Here is a 19,676-nt window from a genome sequence, read left to right as displayed (position 1 = left end):
ATGAAGGAGGAGATAGATGTTTAATTCTTATAAAAAATTGCTTTATTATGTACCAAAGAAAAAATACCTAGCCTATTTGGGAATTTTATTTTCAGGAATTTCAGCTATAGTAACAGTTTTTGCATATTACTATATGTATGAATTTTTAAAAAAAATCATTATTTTAAAGGAGGTTCAAGGGGCTTTTTATTCAGCAATATTTATTACAGGATTTTTAATTGTTGGATCTATCACCTATATGCTTTCAGTGACATTAACCCATATTCTTGGTTTTAGACTAGAAACCAATCTTAGAAAAAAAGGTATAGATGGGCTTATAAATGCAAGTTTTAAATTTTTTGATTTGAATTCTTCAGGGAGAACAAGGCAGTTAATTGATGATAATGCAACTTTAACACATGGTATTATAGCTCATTTAATACCAGACAATACAGGGGCAGTTCTTACTCCAATATTGATTGTTATTTTAGGATTTATAATTAACATGAAGTTAGGTATAGTCTTGCTTTTATTTACAATTGCAGGGGCTATACAAATTATTCTAATGACAGGAAATAAAAGATTTATGGAACTTTATCAAAATGCTTTAGAAAAGATGAATAGTGAAACAGTTGAGTATGTTCGGGGAATGCAAGTTATAAAAATATTTGGAGCCAGTATTAATTCATTTAAGTCTCTAAATAGAGCAATAATAGATTATTCTGATTATGCTCTTAATTATTCTTTAAGTTTTAGAAAACCATATTTGAGATTTCAAGTTATGTTTTTAAGTGCTTTAGGTATTGTAGTACCATTTGTAGTTTTATTTTCAGATATTCATAAGAATCCTGAATTTCTAGCTATTAATTTAATTATGTTCTTATTTCTTAGTGGTGTTTTATTCAATAGCTTTATGAAAATTATGCATATTTCAATGTATGCTTTTCAAGGAGTCACTGCTGTTGAAAAATTAGAAGAAATATTTGAAAGTATGCAAAGGGATAGATTAAAGTTTGGAACGTTGGAAAAATTTAAAAATTTTCATATAGAATTTGAAAATGTTTCTTTTAAATATAAGGAAGATAAGGTTTTAGATAATCTTAGTTTTAAATTAAAAGAAAATAGAAGCTATGCTTTAGTTGGAGTTTCAGGAAGTGGGAAATCAACAATTGCAAAATTAATATCTGGATTTTATCAAATTAATAGTGGAAATATAAAAATTGGAGGGGAAAGTATTTTAAACTATAGTGAAGAGGCTATAACTAAAAATATAGCTTTTATATTCCAAGATAGTAAACTCTTTAAAATGAGTATATTTGAAAATGTTCAAATTGGAAACCCAAATGCAACAAGGGAACAAGTATTTAAAGCCCTTAATCTTGCAGGATGTGATGAATTAATTGAGAAATTTCCAATGAAAGAAAATACACAAATAGGCTCTAATGGAGTATTTTTATCAGGGGGAGAAAGGCAAAGAATTGCAATAGCTAGGGGAATTCTTAAAAATAGTAATATAATTATTATGGATGAAGCTAGTGCATCAATTGACCCTGAAAATGAATATGAACTTCAAAGGGCATTTAAAAATCTCATTAAAGGAAAAACTGTAATTATGATAGCTCATAGGCTAAGTAGTATTAAGTCTGTTGATGAAATAATAGTTATGGAAAAGGGAAAAATTATAGAAAGAGGTACAGATATTCAATTAATGAATAAAAACACTAAATATAGATATTTCCAAGAACTTTATGCAAAGGCAAATAATTGGAGGGTTGGTTATGAAAAATTTATTTAAAAGATATTTTGCATTAACAGATAATGGTGCAAGGGATTTAGTGAAGTCAAGTTTTGCATCATTTTTTGTGTTCATGGTTAGTATATTTCCTGCTATATTGCTTATGATATTATTTGATGAGCTTGTTTTGGGAAATATGAAAAATAGTGCTGTATATATTTTCTTTTCTATTTTAATGATTCTTTTAATGTATTTTCTTTTGAAAGTAGAATACAATACTCTCTATAGTGCAACTTATAAGGAAAGTGCAAATTTGAGACTTGATATTGCAGATATTTTAAGGAAGTTGCCCCTTTCTTATTTTTCTAAACATAATTTAACTGATTTATCCCAGACTATTATGGGGGACGTTTCAGCTATTGAACATGCAATGAGCCATGCAATGGGGAAAACAATAGGTTTTTTCATATTCTTTCCAGTTATATGTATTCTTTTATTAAAGGGAAATATTAAACTAGGATTATCTGTAATATTACCAATTGTTTTAGGCTTTGTACTAATTATTTTATCTAAAAGAATTCAGATACAGGAAAATGTTAAACATTATATAAAGCTTAGGGAAAATTCTGATGCCTTTCAAGAAGTAATTGAATTGCAGCAAGAAATAAAGAGTTTTAATTTAACAAAGGAAATGCAAAAAAAACTATATAAAAATATGGAAGAAAGTGAGAAAATTCACTTAAAAGGTGAGTTTGTAGCATCTATATCCTTACTTTTTTCAGGGTTAGTTATCCAATTAATTTTTCCAATTGTAATATTAGTTGGTACAAGACTTTATTTGTTGGGAGAAATAAATATTTTGTATCTTATATCATATCTTTTAATATCAATAAAAATCAAAGAGGCAGTTGACAGTGTTAGTTTAAATATGGAAGAACTCTATCATATTGATTCTATGATCAATGGAATTAAAAAAATAAGAAATGCTGAGATTCAAGAGGGAAAGGATAGGGTAATAAAAAAATATAATATAGAATTAGAAAATGTTTCCTTTGCCTATGACGAAGGGGGAAAAGTTCTTAAGAATATCAGTTTTACTGCTAATGAAAATGAAGTTACTGCTCTTGTTGGTATGTCAGGGTGTGGGAAAACAAGTATTCTTCGTTTAATTTCAAGACTGTATGATTATGACAATGGAAGTATAAAAATAGGAGGAATGGATATAAAAAAAATATCAACAAAATCCTTATTTGAGAAAACATCAATTGTTTTTCAAGATGTAATATTATTTAATTCTTCAATTATGGAAAATATAAAAATAGGAAATAAAAATGCAACATACGAGGAAATAAAAAGAGCAGCAAAATTAGCAAACTGTGAAGAATTTATTGTGAAACTGCCAAATGGATATGATACAATTATTGGGGAAAATGGAGCAACTTTATCTGGAGGAGAAAGGCAGAGACTTTCTATTGCTAGGGCATTTTTAAAGGATGCACCTATTGTTATTTTAGATGAAATTTCAGCTTCCTTAGATGTGGAAAATGAGAAAAAAATACAAGAAAGTTTAAATAAGTTAACTGAAAATAAAACAGTAATAATTATTTCGCATAGATTAAAATCCATTGAAAATGTGCATAAAATTGTTGTAATTAAAGATGGAAAAGTTGAGGCTTCTGGGAAGCATGAAAAATTAATTGAAATATCCAAAACCTATAATAATTTAATAAAAAAAGCTAAATTAGCTGAAAATTTTAAATATTAAATAAGAAATGGTACAGTTAATAGCTGTACCATTTTTTTTAAAATCTTGAGAAATATTCTATTGATTTTGCAAAGTTTTCAATTGTTTTATCAGCGTCTCCATTTTCAATACCTTCTCTAACACAGTGTTTTAAATGTCCTTCTAAAATAACTTGTCCTGCTTTGTGCAGAGCACTTTTAGCAGCGTTAATTTGCATCAGAATGTTTTCACAAGGTATATCTTCCTCAACCATTCTGTCTATAGCATTAATTTGCCCAATAATTTTTTTAAGTCTATTATGTAACTTGTCGTGATCCATACATTTATTCATAGTTCTACCCCCTTATATACCTGTATAGGTATATAAAAATCATACCAATTATAAAATAAATTGTCAAGGGAAATAAAAGAAAAGCTCCTGATTCCAGGAGCTTTTCTATGTGAGTATATTTTATTTAACAGGTTTTAAGAATCCAATTAAAGCAGCTGTTATAAATGATCCAACAAGTACAGCAACAATGTACATAATAGGATTAGTCATAACTGGTATAACAAAGATTCCCCCATGAGGTGCAGGAAGTTGAACCTTTCCAAACATTGATATTCCCCCTGCAATTGCAGAACCAATGATACAAGAAGGAATAACTCTAGCAGGGTCAGATGCAGCAAAAGGTATAGCACCTTCTGTTATAAATGAAGCTCCCATAATATAACAAGTTTTACCAGCGTCTTTTTCTTCCTTGGTAAATTTATTTTTAAATACAGTAGTGGCAATTGCAATTCCCAAAGGAGGGACCATTCCACCAGCCATAACAGCAGCATGAGGATAGTAGTTACCAGCAGAGATCATAGCAATACCAAATGTAAAGGCAGCCTTGTTAACAGGTCCACCCATGTCAACAGCCATCATTCCAGCAAGAACAACACCTAGTAGAACTAAGTTTCCAGTTCCCATATTTTGAAGCATTGAAGTCATTCCATTGTTAAGAGCAGCTACAGGGCCAAGGATTACTGTATACATAATAGTTCCTGTGATAAATATACCAAATAGAGGATAAAGTAAAACTGGTTTTATTCCTTCTAAACTTTCAGGTAATTTACCAAAAACTTTTTTTAGTAAAATTATAGAATAACCACCAATGAAACCACCAATTAATGCACCTAGGAAACCAGCACCATTGTTAGCAGAAATAAGTCCAGCAACCATTGCAGGGGCAAAACCAGGTCTATCTGCAATACTAAATCCAATAAATCCAGCTAGAACAGGAATCATTAGGAAGAAGGCATTTCCTCCACCAATATCCATAAGTAATTTAGCAATTGGATTAAAAGTAGCATCATTAGGATCAAAGGCCTTTATTCCAAACATAAATGAAATGGCAATTAATATACCTCCACCAACAACAAAGGGTAACATATTAGAAACACCTGACATTAAATGTTTATAGAATCCTGTTTTTTCTTTTTTTCCAGCTGCAGCTATTTCTTTATCATCAGCTGTGTATATTGGAGCCACGTTATTTGTAGCCTCAGTAATTAATTTTTCAGGATTTTTGATACCCTCTGTAACAGGTACAATAACCACATGTTTTCCATTAAATCTAGCCATTTCAATATTTGTATCAGCTGCAACAACTATTCCCTTGGCATTTTTAATATCTTCATCAGTAAGTTTATTTTTAACACCAGTTGAACCATTTGTTTCAACCTTTATCTTAACTCCAAGTTCACTAGCTTTTTTTCTCAAAGCATCAGCAGCCATGTAAGTATGGGCAATACCTGTAGGGCAAGCAGTAACTGCTAAAACATCAAAATTATTTCCCTCATCTATTACTTCTTTATTATCTTCACTTTTAAGAAGAATATTAATAATTTCTTCCTTTGATTTGGCATTTAATACCCCTTCTCTAATATCATCATCTAGCAATGAAGTTGAAAGTTGTGAAAGAACTTCTATATGAGAATCCTTAGCATTGGCAGGGGCTGCTATCATAAAGAATAATTTTGAAGGCTCACCATCAAGGGAATTAAAGTCAACACCATCCTTTGAAATACCAATTGCAACTGTGGGAACTTTAACTGCAGCAGTTTTAGCATGGGGAATAGCTATTCCCTCTTCTAAACCAGTTGAACTTTCCTCTTCTCTTTTAAGTATTTGTGCTTTGTATTCTTTAGGGTCGTTCAATTTTCCATTTTCAAAAAGCATATTAACTAGTTCATCAATAACATCATTTTTGCTTTTAGCAGTAAGATTTAAGCTGATACATTCCTTTGTAATCATAGATTTTAACATTTTATACCTCCTAGTTGTATTTACATTAAATTTTTGTAACTTCTATATCATTTAATAAATTATTCATATTTTCAAAGGTAGTAAGTCCTTTGGAAAAGGCTGTGGAACTTCCAGATGCAATTGCATATTTATATGTTTCAACTATGCTTTTATTTAAATGAAGACCATATAAGAATCCAGAAACCATAGAATCCCCAGCTCCAACAGAGCTAATTAATGAGCCAGCAGGTACATTTCCCCTAAATACCCCTTCCTGTGAAATTAATATGGAACCATTTTTCCCAAGGGAAATTATTACATTTGCAGCTCCAAGTTCTCTTAGTTTTTTACCAGCTTCAATTAATTCTTCTTCAGTGTTATATTTTTCTTGGAAGAATTCTTCAATTTCATCCCTATTAGGTTTAACAAGGAAAACTTTTTTACCAATTGCTAAGTGTAGAGGTTCTCCCCTAGTGTCTAGTATAACTTGTACATTTTCAGGTAAAATATCAATTATTTTCTTGTAAATATCTTTGTTAAGGGAAGAGGGAACACTACCAGATAAAACTAGCACATCATTTTCCCCTATAAATTTAATTGTCTTTAAAAAATCCCCGTATTCAATTTTTGATATGTTAGGTGACACTCCAGCAATTTCACTTTCCTTGTCCTTTGTTTTCATTTTAATATTTATTCTAGTATTACCTTGTATATTTATAAATTTTTCATCTATTCCATATTCAAATACATTTTTTTTAATGTATTCCCCAGTAAACCCTCCAACAAAACCAAGGGCAGTGCTAGGAACTTTAAAGTTTTTTAAAACCTTTGATACATTTATTCCCTTTCCCCCAGGAAGAGTGTAACCATTTTTCAAATGATTTAGGTCCCCTTGTATGAAATTTTCCATTTCTATATAATAATCTATAGCTGGATTCAATGTAACTGTATAAATCATAATTACCTCCATTATTTTTTCAAATTATCCAATGCATTTTTTATGTTTTTTGGTATTTCACAATCAGAAATTAGTGTTCCATCATTTAAAGAGGCAAAATTGAAAAAACTTTTCTTTTTAAATTTAGTGTGATCACAGAGGAAGAATACTTTTTTTCCCCTTCTAATAGCCTCTGATTTAACTAGTACTTCCTCTTCGTCAGGAGTTGAATAACCTTCACTATTAACACCATTTGCCCCTATGAATACAACATCAAAGTTATAATATTTAAGGGCGTTCATTGCAGAGGCTCCAACTAGAGCACCTGTTTTTTTCTTAAGCTTTCCCCCAAGAAGATAAACTTCCTTATTAATAGAAGCAAGTTCATTTATATGGGAATATCCATTTGTAACTATTTTAATATTCTTAATGTTTTTCAAATATTTAATTAAAGAAAAGGTAGTTGTACCTGCATCTAAAAAGATTGTATCCCCTTCTTGAAGGAATTTGACTGATTTTTTAGCAATTATATCTTTTTCTTTATTAAAGACTAATTTTTTATATGCAATATCTTCCTCTTTAGTTTCAACTAAAACTGCTCCCCCATGGATTCTTTTGATTTTCCCCTTGTCTTCTAGAAAACTTAGGTCTCTTCTAGCAGTAGCTTCAGATATTTTAAGCTTAGTGACTATTTCGCCAACTTTTATGTTTTGTTTTTCCTCTATAAGTTTCAAAATAAGATTATACCTTTCAACTGCTAACATGTATTATCCCTCCTTATTATAATTTAATAATAGCATAATAAAAAATAAAAATCAATCAAAAATAATCATTTTCCTTCAAAAAATAAAAAGAATCTCCTTTTTCTGTAAAAATATGTTATAATATTCTAGGGGATATTATGACCGTCGGGTCAGAGAATTTATTTGGAGAGGATAATTATGTTAGAAAAGGATTTAAAAAGAGAGAAGTTAAATGTATTAAAAGTGTTAGAAGAAAAGTATGGTAGAGTTTCAGAAAATAAAATTGAAATTTTAAATTGTGGAAGAATAGGAAATGCCACAGTGTTTAGATATAGAGATTTTCAAAAGGATTTAACTATAAAGGATTTTTCAGAGTCCCCATGGTTAATAAAAAATACTTTTGGGAAATTATTTATAAAAAATGAAGTTAGTAAAATGCTTAAACTAAGGGATAATAAATCAGTTCCAGGGGGAGTAAAAAGAATATCTCCCTATGCCTTTGCCTTTAACTACATAGAAGGAAAGCCACTTAAGGGAATACATGGAAAGGTGTTAGACAAGGAATTTTTTATAACCTTAGAAAAAAATGTAAAAAGAATGCAAGATAAAAATATAGTACATTTGGATTTGAGAAATTTAGGGAATATTATTATGGGAAAGGATGGTTACCCATATATAATAGATTTCCAGTCAGCAATTAGTGTAAAATCCCTACCTAAATCTTTAAGAAAAATATTGTTAGATTCAGATCTATCAGGTGTATGTAAGGCTTGGGACAAGAAATGCAGGGAAGAATTAGATGAGGGAAGAAGAAAATTCCTAGAAAAATTTAATAAAATAAGAAAATTATGGATATTAAAGGGCTACCCTTTACAAAAACTTATGAGAAAAATAAAAAACAGTACTCTCTTAAAATAGAGAGTGCTGTTTTATCTTTTCTATTAACTGCTTTAATTTAGGCATTTCCCTCACAGTTATCTTCATATCATCTTCTAGCTCACCAGTTAAAAGGGAAGAGAGAGGATTATGAAGTTTAGATTTCTTTTGAACTTGTTCATAATTAAAATTAGCATAACAGTAGAGACAGTGATGATTGCATGTGTTGTATTCTCCAATGTCAATACTTTTAACACATCCACATTCTTCCCTTTGATTAGGATCCTTTTCTATATCTATTTCAAATCCTAAAATTTGAGAAATTAGCTTGTCATCAATACATTTCCCATGATTAATTCCATATTTTTCTAAACTATATTTTTCAGAACAAGTTTCAATAACTATTCCATACCTTTCGCCTATTTTAGAAAATTCCAGGGAAATATTTTCAACATCCTTATCTTCTAACTTTGTTATATGTAAATTTCTAGTGTTTCTTTCAGTTTTTTTGTAGAGATCAATGAAACTAATTACACATTTTTCAGTGTAACCTTGTAGTTTTTTACAAAGATTTTCAAAGGCCCTAACATGATAGTTAAAAGTGTATTTTTTATTAAAAAATATAGGATCGTATCTTAAGATAACCTTGTTTTTTCCAATTGCTTTAGATAATTCTTTAAAGGTATCAAGCACTTTCTTTTTATTTAAGATTCCAGGTTCAACATCCTTCCCATAAGGGGTGATAGTATACTGAAAATAATAGTTATACCCCTTTAGTTCATCTAATCTATTTAACATGGGAGATGCATCCTTAGTCCAAAACACAAAACAATCAACAGTATTAGGAGATAAGTGTATCCTACTAATTTGTTTGTTGTTAAATGGATTAGGAACATCAACAAAACCCTCATGTAATCTATTAAAAAACCAGTCACTATAAAATGCAGGTATATCTGTTCTTCTACTAACACTAACAATCATGTTGTCTCCTTTCAAAGTTAACAATATTAAAACATACTTGAGACATTGTTTTAACAGGTTTTCTAGAGAATACATTTTCTTCACAAAACTTTTTAAAGGGACAAGGATTGTCCTCTAAAAAATCCAAATAGTAATCACTTAAAAAATCAGATAAACTACTAGGATAACCAAATTCAGGTAATATATCCTCTATTCTATAGGGAAAACCATTTCTTTTCTTCTCAAAGGAATAGCATTCCTTAAGGGGATCTTTAGCTATATATCCTAGTTCATTTTGTATAATATTAAAAATTTCTATTCCCCTTCTAGCATCCCTTGTGTTTCTAGCCTTTCTAAGGGAAAGCACAATTGTTAATTTATCACTTTTAAAAGTACTTTTTCTAAAGGAATCCTTTAGCCTTTCAAATTCCTCATCATTAAATTCCCCAATTGATTTTGGGAAAATAATAATATTATAGTCATTGTTATTTAAATCAAAGGATAGTATATCCTTTGTAATAACTTTAGCATCATGGTTATAATTATCCCAGTAAGACCAGTTAATTATATCTACCCCTGTGTATTTTATATTTAAATTTTTACTTGATTTTTCATTAGCCAACTTCATTCCCCAAAAATCTATTCCACATCCGCAACCAATTGAAAGTATATTGTAATTATCTTTGAGAAAATTTCTTTTAATAATTTCATTGTAGAGGAAATAGTATTCAGTTAAGTAAGCTGGAAAATATTTTAAAAGATAATATTGTTGAATAAATTTATTTTGGTAATCAGGCAACACTTCTCCCTTGAACCCAAAATTCTTCAATTCGCATAAATATTCTTTTTCTTCTAAATTATCTAAAAAATCAAAGAAAATTTCTTTCAATTTTTCCATTGCAAATACAATCATATATCCTCCATAAATAAAAAGTGTCCATTTTCATTATACCACGAAAATTAAAAGTTAAGAAATTTTATTTTTTATATAGTTAGTGTAAATGTAGTTAATAGAATATAAAAAAGAGAAGTGCCTTGACACTTCCCCTTGAATTTAAACTACAGATTAAAGATCAAATAAATAACCTACTGAAAGTACTACTCTGTCATAATCATTATCTGATTTAACTGAGTAACTATCTGCTGATGATTCAGCTTTATTTACAGCGTACATTAAATCAACTGTAAAGTTGTTATATTCCATTCCTGCACCTGCAGCCCAGTATAAACCGTCGTCTACACTTGTACCTGTGCTACCTATAGAAGATGATTTAGCATCTGAAGCGTTAAAGTTAAAAGAATAACCTAAGTTAGCTTTTAAATATGGTTTGATATTAGAATCAGTGATAAAGTTATATTTAGCTGTTAAATATAAAGGTACTGAATCATATTCTACACCATCCACTCCATTTTTACTATCTCTATCTGCATGGAATTGATAGGCTAAACCTAAACCTACATCAACGTTATCATTTAACATTTTGTATCCTTCCAGTGCTACTTCTCCACCAAATCCATCTGTACTGTCATCAAAATAACCTTGATAAACTTTATCATATTTGGCCATTATATCTCCGCCAACTCTAACATTTAAATACATATCGCTTTGGGCAACTGCCATTGTTTCTGTAGGCATTTCTGCCACGGGCATAATTTCCTTAGCATATGACGCTGAAGCTACTGTTAATGCTGCTAATAAGAGTATTGTTTTTTTCATAAATATACCTCCTTAATAGAATATTTAAATAAAACCTCTTACTAACGTTATACATCTTTTTTGACCAAAAAACAAGTGGTAAATGAATAAATTTTTATTATTAAATTTTCACATATTTATTATATATTTCAATCACTTTGGAAAGAATGAATTCAGGGGTGATTAGATGATATATTTCATCTCTTGTCATACCTTTAGTTATGTTAAATTCCTTAGGCTCAACTCCTTGATGTCTAGGATTTTCATTTGCCAACCATTCTTTTTTATCTGATTCTGGGGAAAAAACAGCAAAACTAGGAATATCTAGAGCCTGTGCCAAATGTCTAGGGCCCCCTTCATTTCCAAAAAACATATTACAATTTGAAAGTAACATTGCAAGTTCTCTTATGGAAGAAGTTTCAATGTTTGAAAAGATTCTTGTGTCATTACCTAATTGTTCATGGACTTTTTTGGCAAAATCCTTTTCATCAGGGGAATAATAAAATATGATTTGGATATTTAGTTTGTCAAGTAAGGTTTTTATTACTTGCATCATATTTTCTATGGGGTAGACTTTTCTAGGAACTCTTGAGTTAATTGCACAGGCAAAAATAGGTTTGGAAAAGTCAATACCAGCAGTTATCATTTTTTTCTTCATATATACTTTTTCTTCATTTTTTATATTAATTGTATAGTTGTAATTGTATTTAACCTTGTATTCTCTTTCAAGGGGTTTTAACATTTTCAAAAATTTATCCACCTTATCCTTTGAATTATTTGGTTCTTCTATTTTATCAGTGTAAGTATAACCTCTATATTTTTTTGCCCTTCCTATTCTATATTTTGCCCCAAGGGAAAAGAGAGTGAAAAATTCACTTTTTGGAGTAGACATAATATCAATTACAATATCATATTTTTTTCTTGTTACTTTGAAAACCTTCATTAAATATAGGAAGGGATTTTTTTGTTCTTTTTTACTAATGGTTATAACTTTATCAATGCTTTTATGATTCTCAAATACAGGGGATACATGTTCATATAAAACATAGTCTATTTTAGAATCTGGAAATGTTTCCTTGAGTGAGTTACACAGTGCTGATGCTAAGATAGAGTCTCCTATTTGCTTAAACCTAATTACTAAAATTTTCATATTGTTCTCCTAAGAATATTCTTTTAATAAATCTCATATAATTTTAGCATAAAAAATTATATTTGTGTACAAATTATGATATAATTGTAATGTATAATTATATTTAACAAAGTGGAGGGTTTAGATGGAAAAAGATTTAAAGATAGATAATGAAAAAGATTATGAAGTTGTAAAAAATGATAAAAGATCTAAAGTTATTTATAATCCAAAAAATAAAAAATATAAGAAATGTTTTTACCCTAAATTTTCCAAACGAATAAAGTGGTTTTTTAAAATGGGAAGGTATCCAGGGCATAATTTCAAATATATTTCAGATGTTTTGAATACTGTAGGTATTAAAACAGTAAATATAACTGATTTTAACAAATATGAAGTAACTACTCAAGCTCTTCCAGGGAAACCTTTAGCAGAAGTTTTAAAAGAATCAAATACTAAAAAAGCAAAAATGTGTTTGGGGAAATATATTAATTTAATAAAAAAATTAATTGATAATAGAATCTATTTTGCAGACTATACTTGCAATAATTTTTTTATGTTTGATGGGGAAATCTATGCTTTGGATTTGGAAGATTATAGAAAGGATTGTTTATTTAACTTTAGAAAGAAGAAAATGTTGAAAAAAATGCAGTCTAAAATAAAAACAATACCAAAAGAGTGTTTAGAAAAAATAAATATTACTCACAATGATATATTAAAGGAGATACTTGATAATTAGATAACTAGGAGAAAAAATGGAAAAATTGCTAGAAGACAAATATAAAGAATATAATTTATTCTTTTATAATGAAAATTTTAAAAAATTAGGGGAAAACATAATTGACAATAATATAGAAATAATTGAGGAAATAAAGGTAACTGATAGAAACTATGTTGCCAAAATAAAATATAATGGAAATTATTATATTTTAAAATCTCCGAGAAATGAACATATAAAAATTCAAAGAAAAATCATGACTTTGTTTAAAAAAGGTGAAGCCCTGTCAACACTTGTAAATACAAATAGATTGATTGGTGAAGGATTAGATTTCTTTGCAGCTCCATATTTAGCAGTTGTAAGAAGAAAGTGTGGAATGATAGTTGAATCATATTTTGTAACTGAATATTTTCAAGAAAAGAAAAGAAAAGGATACAGAAGAGAAGAAATTGAAGAATGGATTAAATTAGGAAAGAGATTACACAATAAAAAAGTTTATCATGGAGATTTTAATCCAGCTAATATTATAAATACAGATAATGGAGTTAAATTAATTGATAGTCAGTGTAAGCATTATTATTTTGGTGAATATAGAAGTAACTACGACAAATTAACCTTAGAGTATAGCACCTATGGAACCTTAGGAAGAGAGAACTGGTATAAAAGGGATATTTGGTATAAATTAGCGAGATATATAAAAAGTATAAGGAATGGTGGAGAAAAAAATGTTCAGGGAATTAAATAGAAAATTTCAAGACTATATGAGACCAAAAAGACTTGCTTTGGGAAAACGTATTTGGGACAAAAAGAAAACTAATAAAAGAAAATTAGAAAATAATATAATAGAGAAAGAAAATATACAATCAATTCTATTTTTAAGGTACGACGGGAAAATAGGAGATATGGTTATAAATACACTATTATTTAGAGAAATAAAGAAAAAGTATCCTCATGTTAAAATAGGAGTTGTTTCTAGAGGAGGAGCAACTGACATAATAAGATATAATAAAAATATAGATAAACTATATATATATTCTAAAAAAAGAAAAGATATTAAAAAATTAGGAGCTAGAATTTCCAAAGAAAAATATGATTTACTAATAGATTTTTCTGAGATATTAAAAATTAATCAAATGATGTTTGTAAATTTATGTGAAGCTAAATTTAATATGGGAATTAACAAAAAAGATTGGAATTTATTTAATATATCCATAGATAAAATTGATTACAATTATCATATTACAAAATTGTATGATGATATATTAAAAAAACTAGGAATAGAAACTGTAAATTTATCCTATGATATTTTTTTAACAGAGGAAGAAAGAAAAGCGGTAAATAATATACAAGAAGACTATATTGTTTTTAATCCCTATGCAGCTAGTAAACATAGGAGTTTCAATGTTGAAAAATCCCTTGAAATTAGTAAAGTTTTACTAGAAAAAAGGAAAGAAAAGCTAGTTTTAATTGGGACAATTGATCACAGGGCAGAATTAGAAAAAATAAAAGAAACACTTGGAAAAAGAGTGCTAGTTCCTAAATTAAATGGGATATTAGAAGTAGCAAGTGTCATAAAAAATTCAAAATTAGTTGTAACTCCAGATACTTCTATAGTTCATATAGCTGTAACCTATGATAAAGATATACTAGGGATTTACAGGAAAAATAAGGAAGATAAAAACTCCATTCTTTGGGGTCCTAATTCTAAAAAAGCGAAGATCATATTTGTGGAAGAAGATATAAAACCTGGTCAAGAAATAGACATAAATAAAGTTAATATAGATGAAATTGTTAAAGGGGTGAAATAGTGAAAGTAAGTGTAATAATACCAGTTTATAATAGACTAGAACACTTAAGAGCTGGATTTATTTGTTTATTAAATCAAACAGTAACTCCAACAGAGCTAATTATAACAGATGATGGTTCTAGTGAAAAAGTAACAGATTATATAGGAGATTTAATAAAGTATGCTAAATTTGAAATTAAACATATCATACAAGTAGATAAAGGTTTTAGAAAAACAAGAGCTTTAAATAATGCTGTAAAAAATTCAAAAGGAGATTTATTAATATTTTGTGATCAAGATTTAATATTCCCAGAGGATTATGTTGAAAAAATGATAAACGAAGCTAAACATGGGGAATTTTTATTGGGGCGTGCTCATAATACAACAAGAGAGGAAAAAGAGAAAATATTAGAAACTATAGATTTAAAAATAAAATATAAAGCTATAGAAAATATTGTAGATAGAAAATATCTTTCAGATATGGAATGGATGTATAAAAAAGATAGACAAAGCAGACGTTTAAAAAGATTTTATTTGTCTAAAAGAGGTATAAGACTTGCAGGAATGAGTTATTGTATATATAAAGAAGATTATATAAAAGTTAATGGATATGATGAACAATATCAAGGTTGGGGTTATGAGGATGATGATTTTGGAAATAGGTTAACTATGGTCAATGTTATAGGAAGAGAATTTAAAACTAAATTAATACAATTACATTTATATCATAATATGGACAGTACAAAGAAAAAAAGTTTAAATGAAGAGTACTATTATAAAAGGAAAAAAGAAATTTTTAAATACAAAGATTTTTATTGTAAATATGGTTATACTAATAGTATAGATAAGGACAATATAATAATTAACATATTAAAAAGAGTTCGTTAAGGTATAACATAGATAGTTAGGAAGTTTTATAGAAAAATACTCATTAGAAAGATTTTTAGAAGAAGTGTTTAGGGAAGGGGGAACATTTATGAAGTTTGTGCATATATGTGAAGAATTTGAATATTCCTGGATAGGTAAAGATAACGGAATGATTCCTATTTATGCAAAGGAAATTTTAAATTGGGAATCTGAAATTGTAACTTGTAATTTAAAAAATGATCTTCCAGATGAAATTAGAGGAGTAAAAATAGTAAAAGTAAAAAGATGGTTTAAGAAAATAAAAAATTTTGCTCCTTGGGTAATATTTTTTAAAAGAGCACCTCTTTATTTTTATATTTTCAAAAATGCTAAAAAAATAGATGTATTAATGCTATTTCATGTAACTAAATGTAGTTATTGGAATGCTTTTTTTTACAAAAAATTTAATCCAAATGGAAAAATTTATGTTAAAGGAGATTTTAATTTGGATATATATATAAATGAAGTATATGAAACAAAAATGAAGGTTAGTAGTTTAAAATCTTATTTTAGGAAAAAGAGACAAATAACAGAATATAATAAAAGAAAAAAATTAGTTGAATTAACTAATTTAATCAGTTATGAAAGTAAAGAAGCATTTGAATATATGAAGGATTCCTATGCAGGAGTTTCCACAAAGGGAAAAACCATGTATCTTCCAAATGGGTATGATGATGTATATATAGAAAAAGAATTTAATGTAAAACCTTATAAAGAAAAGGAAAATATATTTTTAACTGTTGGAAGATTAGGAACAAATGAGAAGAATACTGAATTATTATTAAATGTATTGGAAAATATAGAGTTAAAAGATTGGAAATTTTATTTGGTTGGACCAATTGAAGATGCTTTTAAGGGGAAAATAGAAGAATTTTATAAAAAAAATCCTCAGAAAAAGGATAATGTTATATTTACTGGGGCTATTTTAGATAAGAAAAAACTATATGAATATTACAATAGAGCTAAAGTATTTGTTTTACCCTCTAGATGGGAAAGCTTTGGAATAGTTATGGTTGAGGCTATGGCTTTTAATTGCTATATATTAACATCAAATACTTGTGCTGCTAATGATATAACAGACAATGAAAGTATTGGAGAAATTTTTGATGCCTGTTCTGAAAAAAGCTTAGAAGAAAAATTAATAAATATAATTAATAATAAAATTCAGTTAAATTATTATGAATATAATATAAATGATTATAAAGAAAATTTTAAATATTCTAAGCTAATAAAAAGATTAAATAAAATATAGAAATTAAAATAAGAGAATCAAAGGAGTCTCAAAATGAAATATAAGATTCAATGGAAATATTTATTAAATAGTAGCTTTGTAAAAATAAAAGGTAAAAACATTATAGATGATAGGGGAGTTATAAAAAGAACAAAAGCCAAAATTTCAGGGGAAAATAACCAATTAATTTTAAAAAAAGGAGCAAGAATAAATAAAAGTAATATTTGGATTAATGGGAAAAATAATAAGGTTATAATAGGAGAAAATTGTAATTTAAATAATTTAACAATTATTATGGATAATAACAATAGCATTATAGATATAGGAGATAAAACAGGATGTGCTAAAACACAAATTGTATCTTTGGAACCATATGATATAATTATAGGGAAAGATTGTATGATTTCTTATGATGTGGAAATAAGAAATACAGATTCTCATAAAATATTTGATAGAAAGACAAGTAAAAGAATAAATTTTGGAAATGAAATTTTAATAGAAGATCATGTTTGGATAGCTTCAAGAACAATGGTTTTAAAAGGAAGCATAATAAGAAAAAATTCAGTAATTGGAACAAGTAGTATTGTAAGTGGTGAAATAGAAGAAAATTCTATAGGAGTTGGTAGCCCAGCAAAAGTGATAAGGAAAGGCATATATTGGAACAGAGATTCTGTAATTGAAAAATAAAGGAGAGTATATGAAAAATATAGGATTTTGTATAGATTCTTTAGAAATGGGCGGAGCAGAAAAATTATTTGTTGATATAATTAAATCTTTACACAAAACTAAAAAATACAAGATATATTTATTAACTACATTAAAAAGTGACAGTTATTTTTTTAATGAGATTAAAGATATGGTAACCTATCATTATCTATTAACTAAAGAGGAAAAGGATAATTTCAAGTTAAATAAAAATTTAATAAATACTTTTAAATCTTCCCTTTTAAAAAGAAAAAGATATAAGCTTTTTTCAAAGGAAGTGGATACAGTTATTGATTTTTTAGATGGAGATTTTTACAAATATATAAAGACAGAAAAAAACAAATCAAAAATTGTATGGCTTCATTCAAATTATAAGGATTTAGTTTTGAGAAAAAAAATTGATAAAAAAATTAACCATTATAATAAAGTAATAGTTATAACAAATTCAATGTATGAGGAAATTTCCGTAAAGAAAGAGATGGAAAACAAAGAATTATTTATGATCTATAATATGTTTGATTTTAATAAACTAGATAGATTTTTAAAAGAAGAAGTTGAAGAACAATTTAAAAAAGAGAAATATTTTCTAACAGTTTGTAGACTAGATGAAAGTCAAAAGGATGTAACTACTTTAATAAAAAGTTATAGTGAATATAAAGGTGATGAAAAATTATACATAATAGGGGATGGGAAGGATAAAAAAAGTTTAGAAGAATTAGTAATGAAATTGGAACTTTCCCAAAGGGTTATATTTTTAGGAGAAAAGAAGAATCCCTTTAAATATATGAAAAATGCTAAAGCTTTTATTTTATCTAGCAAAGGAGAAGGCTTTGGTCTTGTGCTAGTTGAAGCTCTTTATGCTGGGACAAAAGTAATTTCATCTAACTGTGAATATGGTCCTAGGGAAATATTATTAAATGGAGATGTTGGAGAACTTTTTCCAGTGGGAAATAAGGAAAAATTATTGGAAAAATTATATTTAATTACTAAAAAAAATTATGACAATGAAAAAATAAAAAAATCTTTAGAAAGGTTTGAGGGAAAAATAATAATAAAAGAAATAGAGAGGACAATAAGATGATAAAAATAAAAGAAAAAATTAGTTTAGAAAAACTAACATTGATAAGTGGATTTTTGTATATATTTTTTCTAATGAGAAGAGGGGGAGATACTAAATTTATTTTTGCACTAGCTTTGATGGTAATCTCTCTTTTTTTTATTTATAAGGATAAGGGAAGAAAAATTATTGAAAATAAAGGACTATATATTTCAGGACTATTATATTTTTCTTTGTTAACGTGGAGTTTTTCCTTAAATGAGATAACTTTAGATAGAATAACATCGTATTTGGGAATGGGGTTATATTCAGTGATCTTTTTACTATTAGGAATAAACTTGGAAATTAAAGAAAAATATTTTAAGTATATTATTCCATTAATTAGTTTTTTTTCCTTAGGAAGTCTGTATAGGGGACTTCAGGATATATATTTACATTCTTCAAAATTATCATATTATAGAATTTCAGGGAAAACTTATACAACAATATACGCTGGGGAAATAGGGATATATTTTTTTATAGGGTTAATCTCTATATTTATTTACAAAAAGTGGTATTTAAAATTAGGTTATACTTTATACACTGTTATAACTTTAGTATTAGTTTATTTTACCAAATCTAGAAATGCAATGCTTATGATTCCTCTTACTATAGGGGTACTTTTAATTATTAAATATGGTAAAAAAGGATTGCTGTATTTTTCTTTAGTTTTGGCTTTAGCTTTTGGATTAGTAAAATATAGTAGTCATATTAGTGGATTTAAGAGGCTTTCAACAATTTCAAGTGTTGAGAAAATAAAAAAAGATGCAAGATATGAAATTTTTAAAGAGGGAATACAGTTAGGTTTAAAAAATCCATTGACAGGGGTAGGATTTAAAGAATATAATAGAAAAAATTTGATCGAAACAAAGGTTGAAAAGGTATCTAGTTTTCACAATATATATATTGAAACTTTTGCTACCCAAGGAATATTAAATTTATTAGCATACATAATTTTTATAGCATTTATATTTATTAAATTATTAAAAAAATATTTTAAAGATAGAGATAAAAAAATATTATTACTATGGGGATATTAATATATATGTTATTATATGGACTAGCAGAACCTGTATTTTATTTTGAGAAAGTTTATGAATTATTGTTTACAATACTCACAATAGGTCTACTAGATAATAAATAGAAAATTTAATATTGAAAAAGGA

19 protein-coding genes are annotated in these 19,676 nt (G+C 27.5%); 11 read left to right on the top strand and 8 right to left on the bottom strand.

From position 1 onward, the window contains the following. Positions 1-16 precede the first annotated feature (16 nt). Together GIL12_RS03455 and GIL12_RS03450 are read left to right on the top strand one after the other, a co-directional pair. Entirely contained in the window at positions 17-1,774 is a 1,758-nt protein-coding gene (locus tag GIL12_RS03455) for an ABC transporter ATP-binding protein (RefSeq protein ID WP_163468964.1), read from the top strand. Further along, positions 1,758-3,479, top strand: a complete 1,722-nt coding sequence (locus tag GIL12_RS03450; protein WP_163468963.1) for an ABC transporter ATP-binding protein — start codon at positions 1,758-1,760, stop codon at positions 3,477-3,479. Before GIL12_RS03455 ends, GIL12_RS03450 begins: the two co-directional genes overlap by 17 nt. Positions 3,480-3,516: 37 nt before the next feature. Here the strand turns inward: GIL12_RS03450 and GIL12_RS03445 are convergent, their stop codons facing one another. The 4 genes from GIL12_RS03445 to GIL12_RS03430 form a co-directional block, all read right to left on the bottom strand. Beyond that, positions 3,517-3,789: a metal-sensing transcriptional repressor gene (locus GIL12_RS03445; protein ID WP_163468962.1), complete on the bottom strand. Its 273-nt coding sequence runs from the start codon at positions 3,787-3,789 to the stop codon at positions 3,517-3,519. A 120-nt stretch (positions 3,790-3,909) separates the two neighbouring features. Continuing rightward, the gene (locus GIL12_RS03440) at positions 3,910-5,751 is read right to left on the bottom strand and encodes a fructose-specific PTS transporter subunit EIIC (protein ID WP_163468961.1); all 1,842 of its coding nucleotides are present in this window, start codon (positions 5,749-5,751) and stop codon (positions 3,910-3,912) included. 25 nt (positions 5,752-5,776) lie between these two features. Next, complete coding sequence (gene pfkB / locus GIL12_RS03435; RefSeq protein WP_163468960.1) at positions 5,777-6,688, bottom strand: 1-phosphofructokinase; 912 nt, start codon at positions 6,686-6,688, stop codon at positions 5,777-5,779. 11 nt (positions 6,689-6,699) lie between these two features. Next, positions 6,700-7,431 carry a DeoR/GlpR family DNA-binding transcription regulator gene (locus tag GIL12_RS03430; RefSeq protein WP_163468959.1) on the bottom strand — a complete coding sequence of 244 codons (732 nt, stop codon included), beginning with the start codon at positions 7,429-7,431 and terminating at the stop codon, positions 6,700-6,702. Between the two features lie 177 nt (positions 7,432-7,608). Here GIL12_RS03430 and GIL12_RS03425 point away from each other — a divergent pair, with 177 nt between their 5' ends. Then, a complete protein-coding gene (locus tag GIL12_RS03425) occupies positions 7,609-8,328 on the top strand; it encodes an RIO1 family regulatory kinase/ATPase (RefSeq protein WP_163468958.1) in 720 nt (239 codons plus the stop codon). Here GIL12_RS03425 and GIL12_RS03420 read toward each other — a convergent pair. From GIL12_RS03420 to GIL12_RS03405, 4 genes are all read right to left on the bottom strand, one after another. Further along, positions 8,320-9,267: a DUF1848 domain-containing protein gene (locus tag GIL12_RS03420; protein ID WP_163468957.1), complete on the bottom strand. Its 948-nt coding sequence runs from the start codon at positions 9,265-9,267 to the stop codon at positions 8,320-8,322. The two genes, GIL12_RS03425 and GIL12_RS03420, sit on opposite strands and share 9 nt — an antisense overlap. Continuing rightward, the gene (locus tag GIL12_RS03415; protein WP_163468956.1) at positions 9,257-10,159 is read right to left on the bottom strand and encodes a class I SAM-dependent methyltransferase; all 903 of its coding nucleotides are present in this window, start codon (positions 10,157-10,159) and stop codon (positions 9,257-9,259) included. Before GIL12_RS03415 ends, GIL12_RS03420 begins: the two co-directional genes overlap by 11 nt. 153 nt (positions 10,160-10,312) lie before the next feature. Continuing rightward, positions 10,313-10,963, bottom strand: a complete 651-nt coding sequence (locus GIL12_RS03410) for an outer membrane beta-barrel protein (RefSeq protein ID WP_163468955.1) — start codon at positions 10,961-10,963, stop codon at positions 10,313-10,315. Positions 10,964-11,063: 100 nt separating this feature from the next. After that, entirely contained in the window at positions 11,064-12,092 is a 1,029-nt protein-coding gene (locus GIL12_RS03405; protein ID WP_163468954.1) for a glycosyltransferase family 9 protein, read from the bottom strand. Positions 12,093-12,216: 124 nt separating this feature from the next. Here GIL12_RS03405 and GIL12_RS03400 point away from each other — a divergent pair, with 124 nt between their 5' ends. The 8 genes from GIL12_RS03400 (at position 12,217) to GIL12_RS03365 (ending at position 19,550) form a co-directional block, all read left to right on the top strand. Then, entirely contained in the window at positions 12,217-12,807 is a 591-nt protein-coding gene (locus GIL12_RS03400) for a hypothetical protein (protein ID WP_163468953.1), read from the top strand. A gap of 16 nt (positions 12,808-12,823) precedes the next feature. Beyond that, complete coding sequence (locus GIL12_RS03395) at positions 12,824-13,531, top strand: lipopolysaccharide core heptose(II) kinase RfaY (protein ID WP_163468952.1); 708 nt, start codon at positions 12,824-12,826, stop codon at positions 13,529-13,531. Further along, positions 13,512-14,594, top strand: coding sequence for a glycosyltransferase family 9 protein (locus GIL12_RS03390; RefSeq protein WP_163468951.1), 1,083 nt, complete (start codon positions 13,512-13,514; stop codon positions 14,592-14,594). The genes GIL12_RS03395 and GIL12_RS03390 overlap by 20 nt, the downstream gene beginning before the upstream one ends. After that, entirely contained in the window at positions 14,594-15,460 is an 867-nt protein-coding gene (locus GIL12_RS03385) for a glycosyltransferase (protein WP_163468950.1), read from the top strand. The genes GIL12_RS03390 and GIL12_RS03385 overlap by 1 nt, the downstream gene beginning before the upstream one ends. An 88-nt stretch (positions 15,461-15,548) precedes the next feature. Beyond that, positions 15,549-16,730: a glycosyltransferase family 4 protein gene (locus GIL12_RS03380; RefSeq protein WP_163468949.1), complete on the top strand. Its 1,182-nt coding sequence runs from the start codon at positions 15,549-15,551 to the stop codon at positions 16,728-16,730. A 33-nt stretch (positions 16,731-16,763) separates the two neighbouring features. Continuing rightward, positions 16,764-17,396, top strand: coding sequence for an acyltransferase (locus tag GIL12_RS03375; RefSeq protein ID WP_203522502.1), 633 nt, complete (start codon positions 16,764-16,766; stop codon positions 17,394-17,396). Positions 17,397-17,406: 10 nt separating this feature from the next. Then, complete coding sequence (locus GIL12_RS03370; RefSeq protein WP_163468948.1) at positions 17,407-18,495, top strand: glycosyltransferase; 1,089 nt, start codon at positions 17,407-17,409, stop codon at positions 18,493-18,495. Next, positions 18,492-19,550, top strand: coding sequence for an O-antigen ligase (locus GIL12_RS03365; protein WP_163468947.1), 1,059 nt, complete (start codon positions 18,492-18,494; stop codon positions 19,548-19,550). Before GIL12_RS03370 ends, GIL12_RS03365 begins: the two co-directional genes overlap by 4 nt. The last annotated feature ends 126 nt before the right edge of the window (positions 19,551-19,676 follow it).

Source organism: Fusobacterium sp. IOR10 (genome assembly GCF_010367435.1).
In the GTDB taxonomy this organism is placed as follows: domain Bacteria; phylum Fusobacteriota; class Fusobacteriia; order Fusobacteriales; family Fusobacteriaceae; genus Fusobacterium_B.
This window is presented reverse-complemented; position numbering and strand designations above follow the sequence as displayed.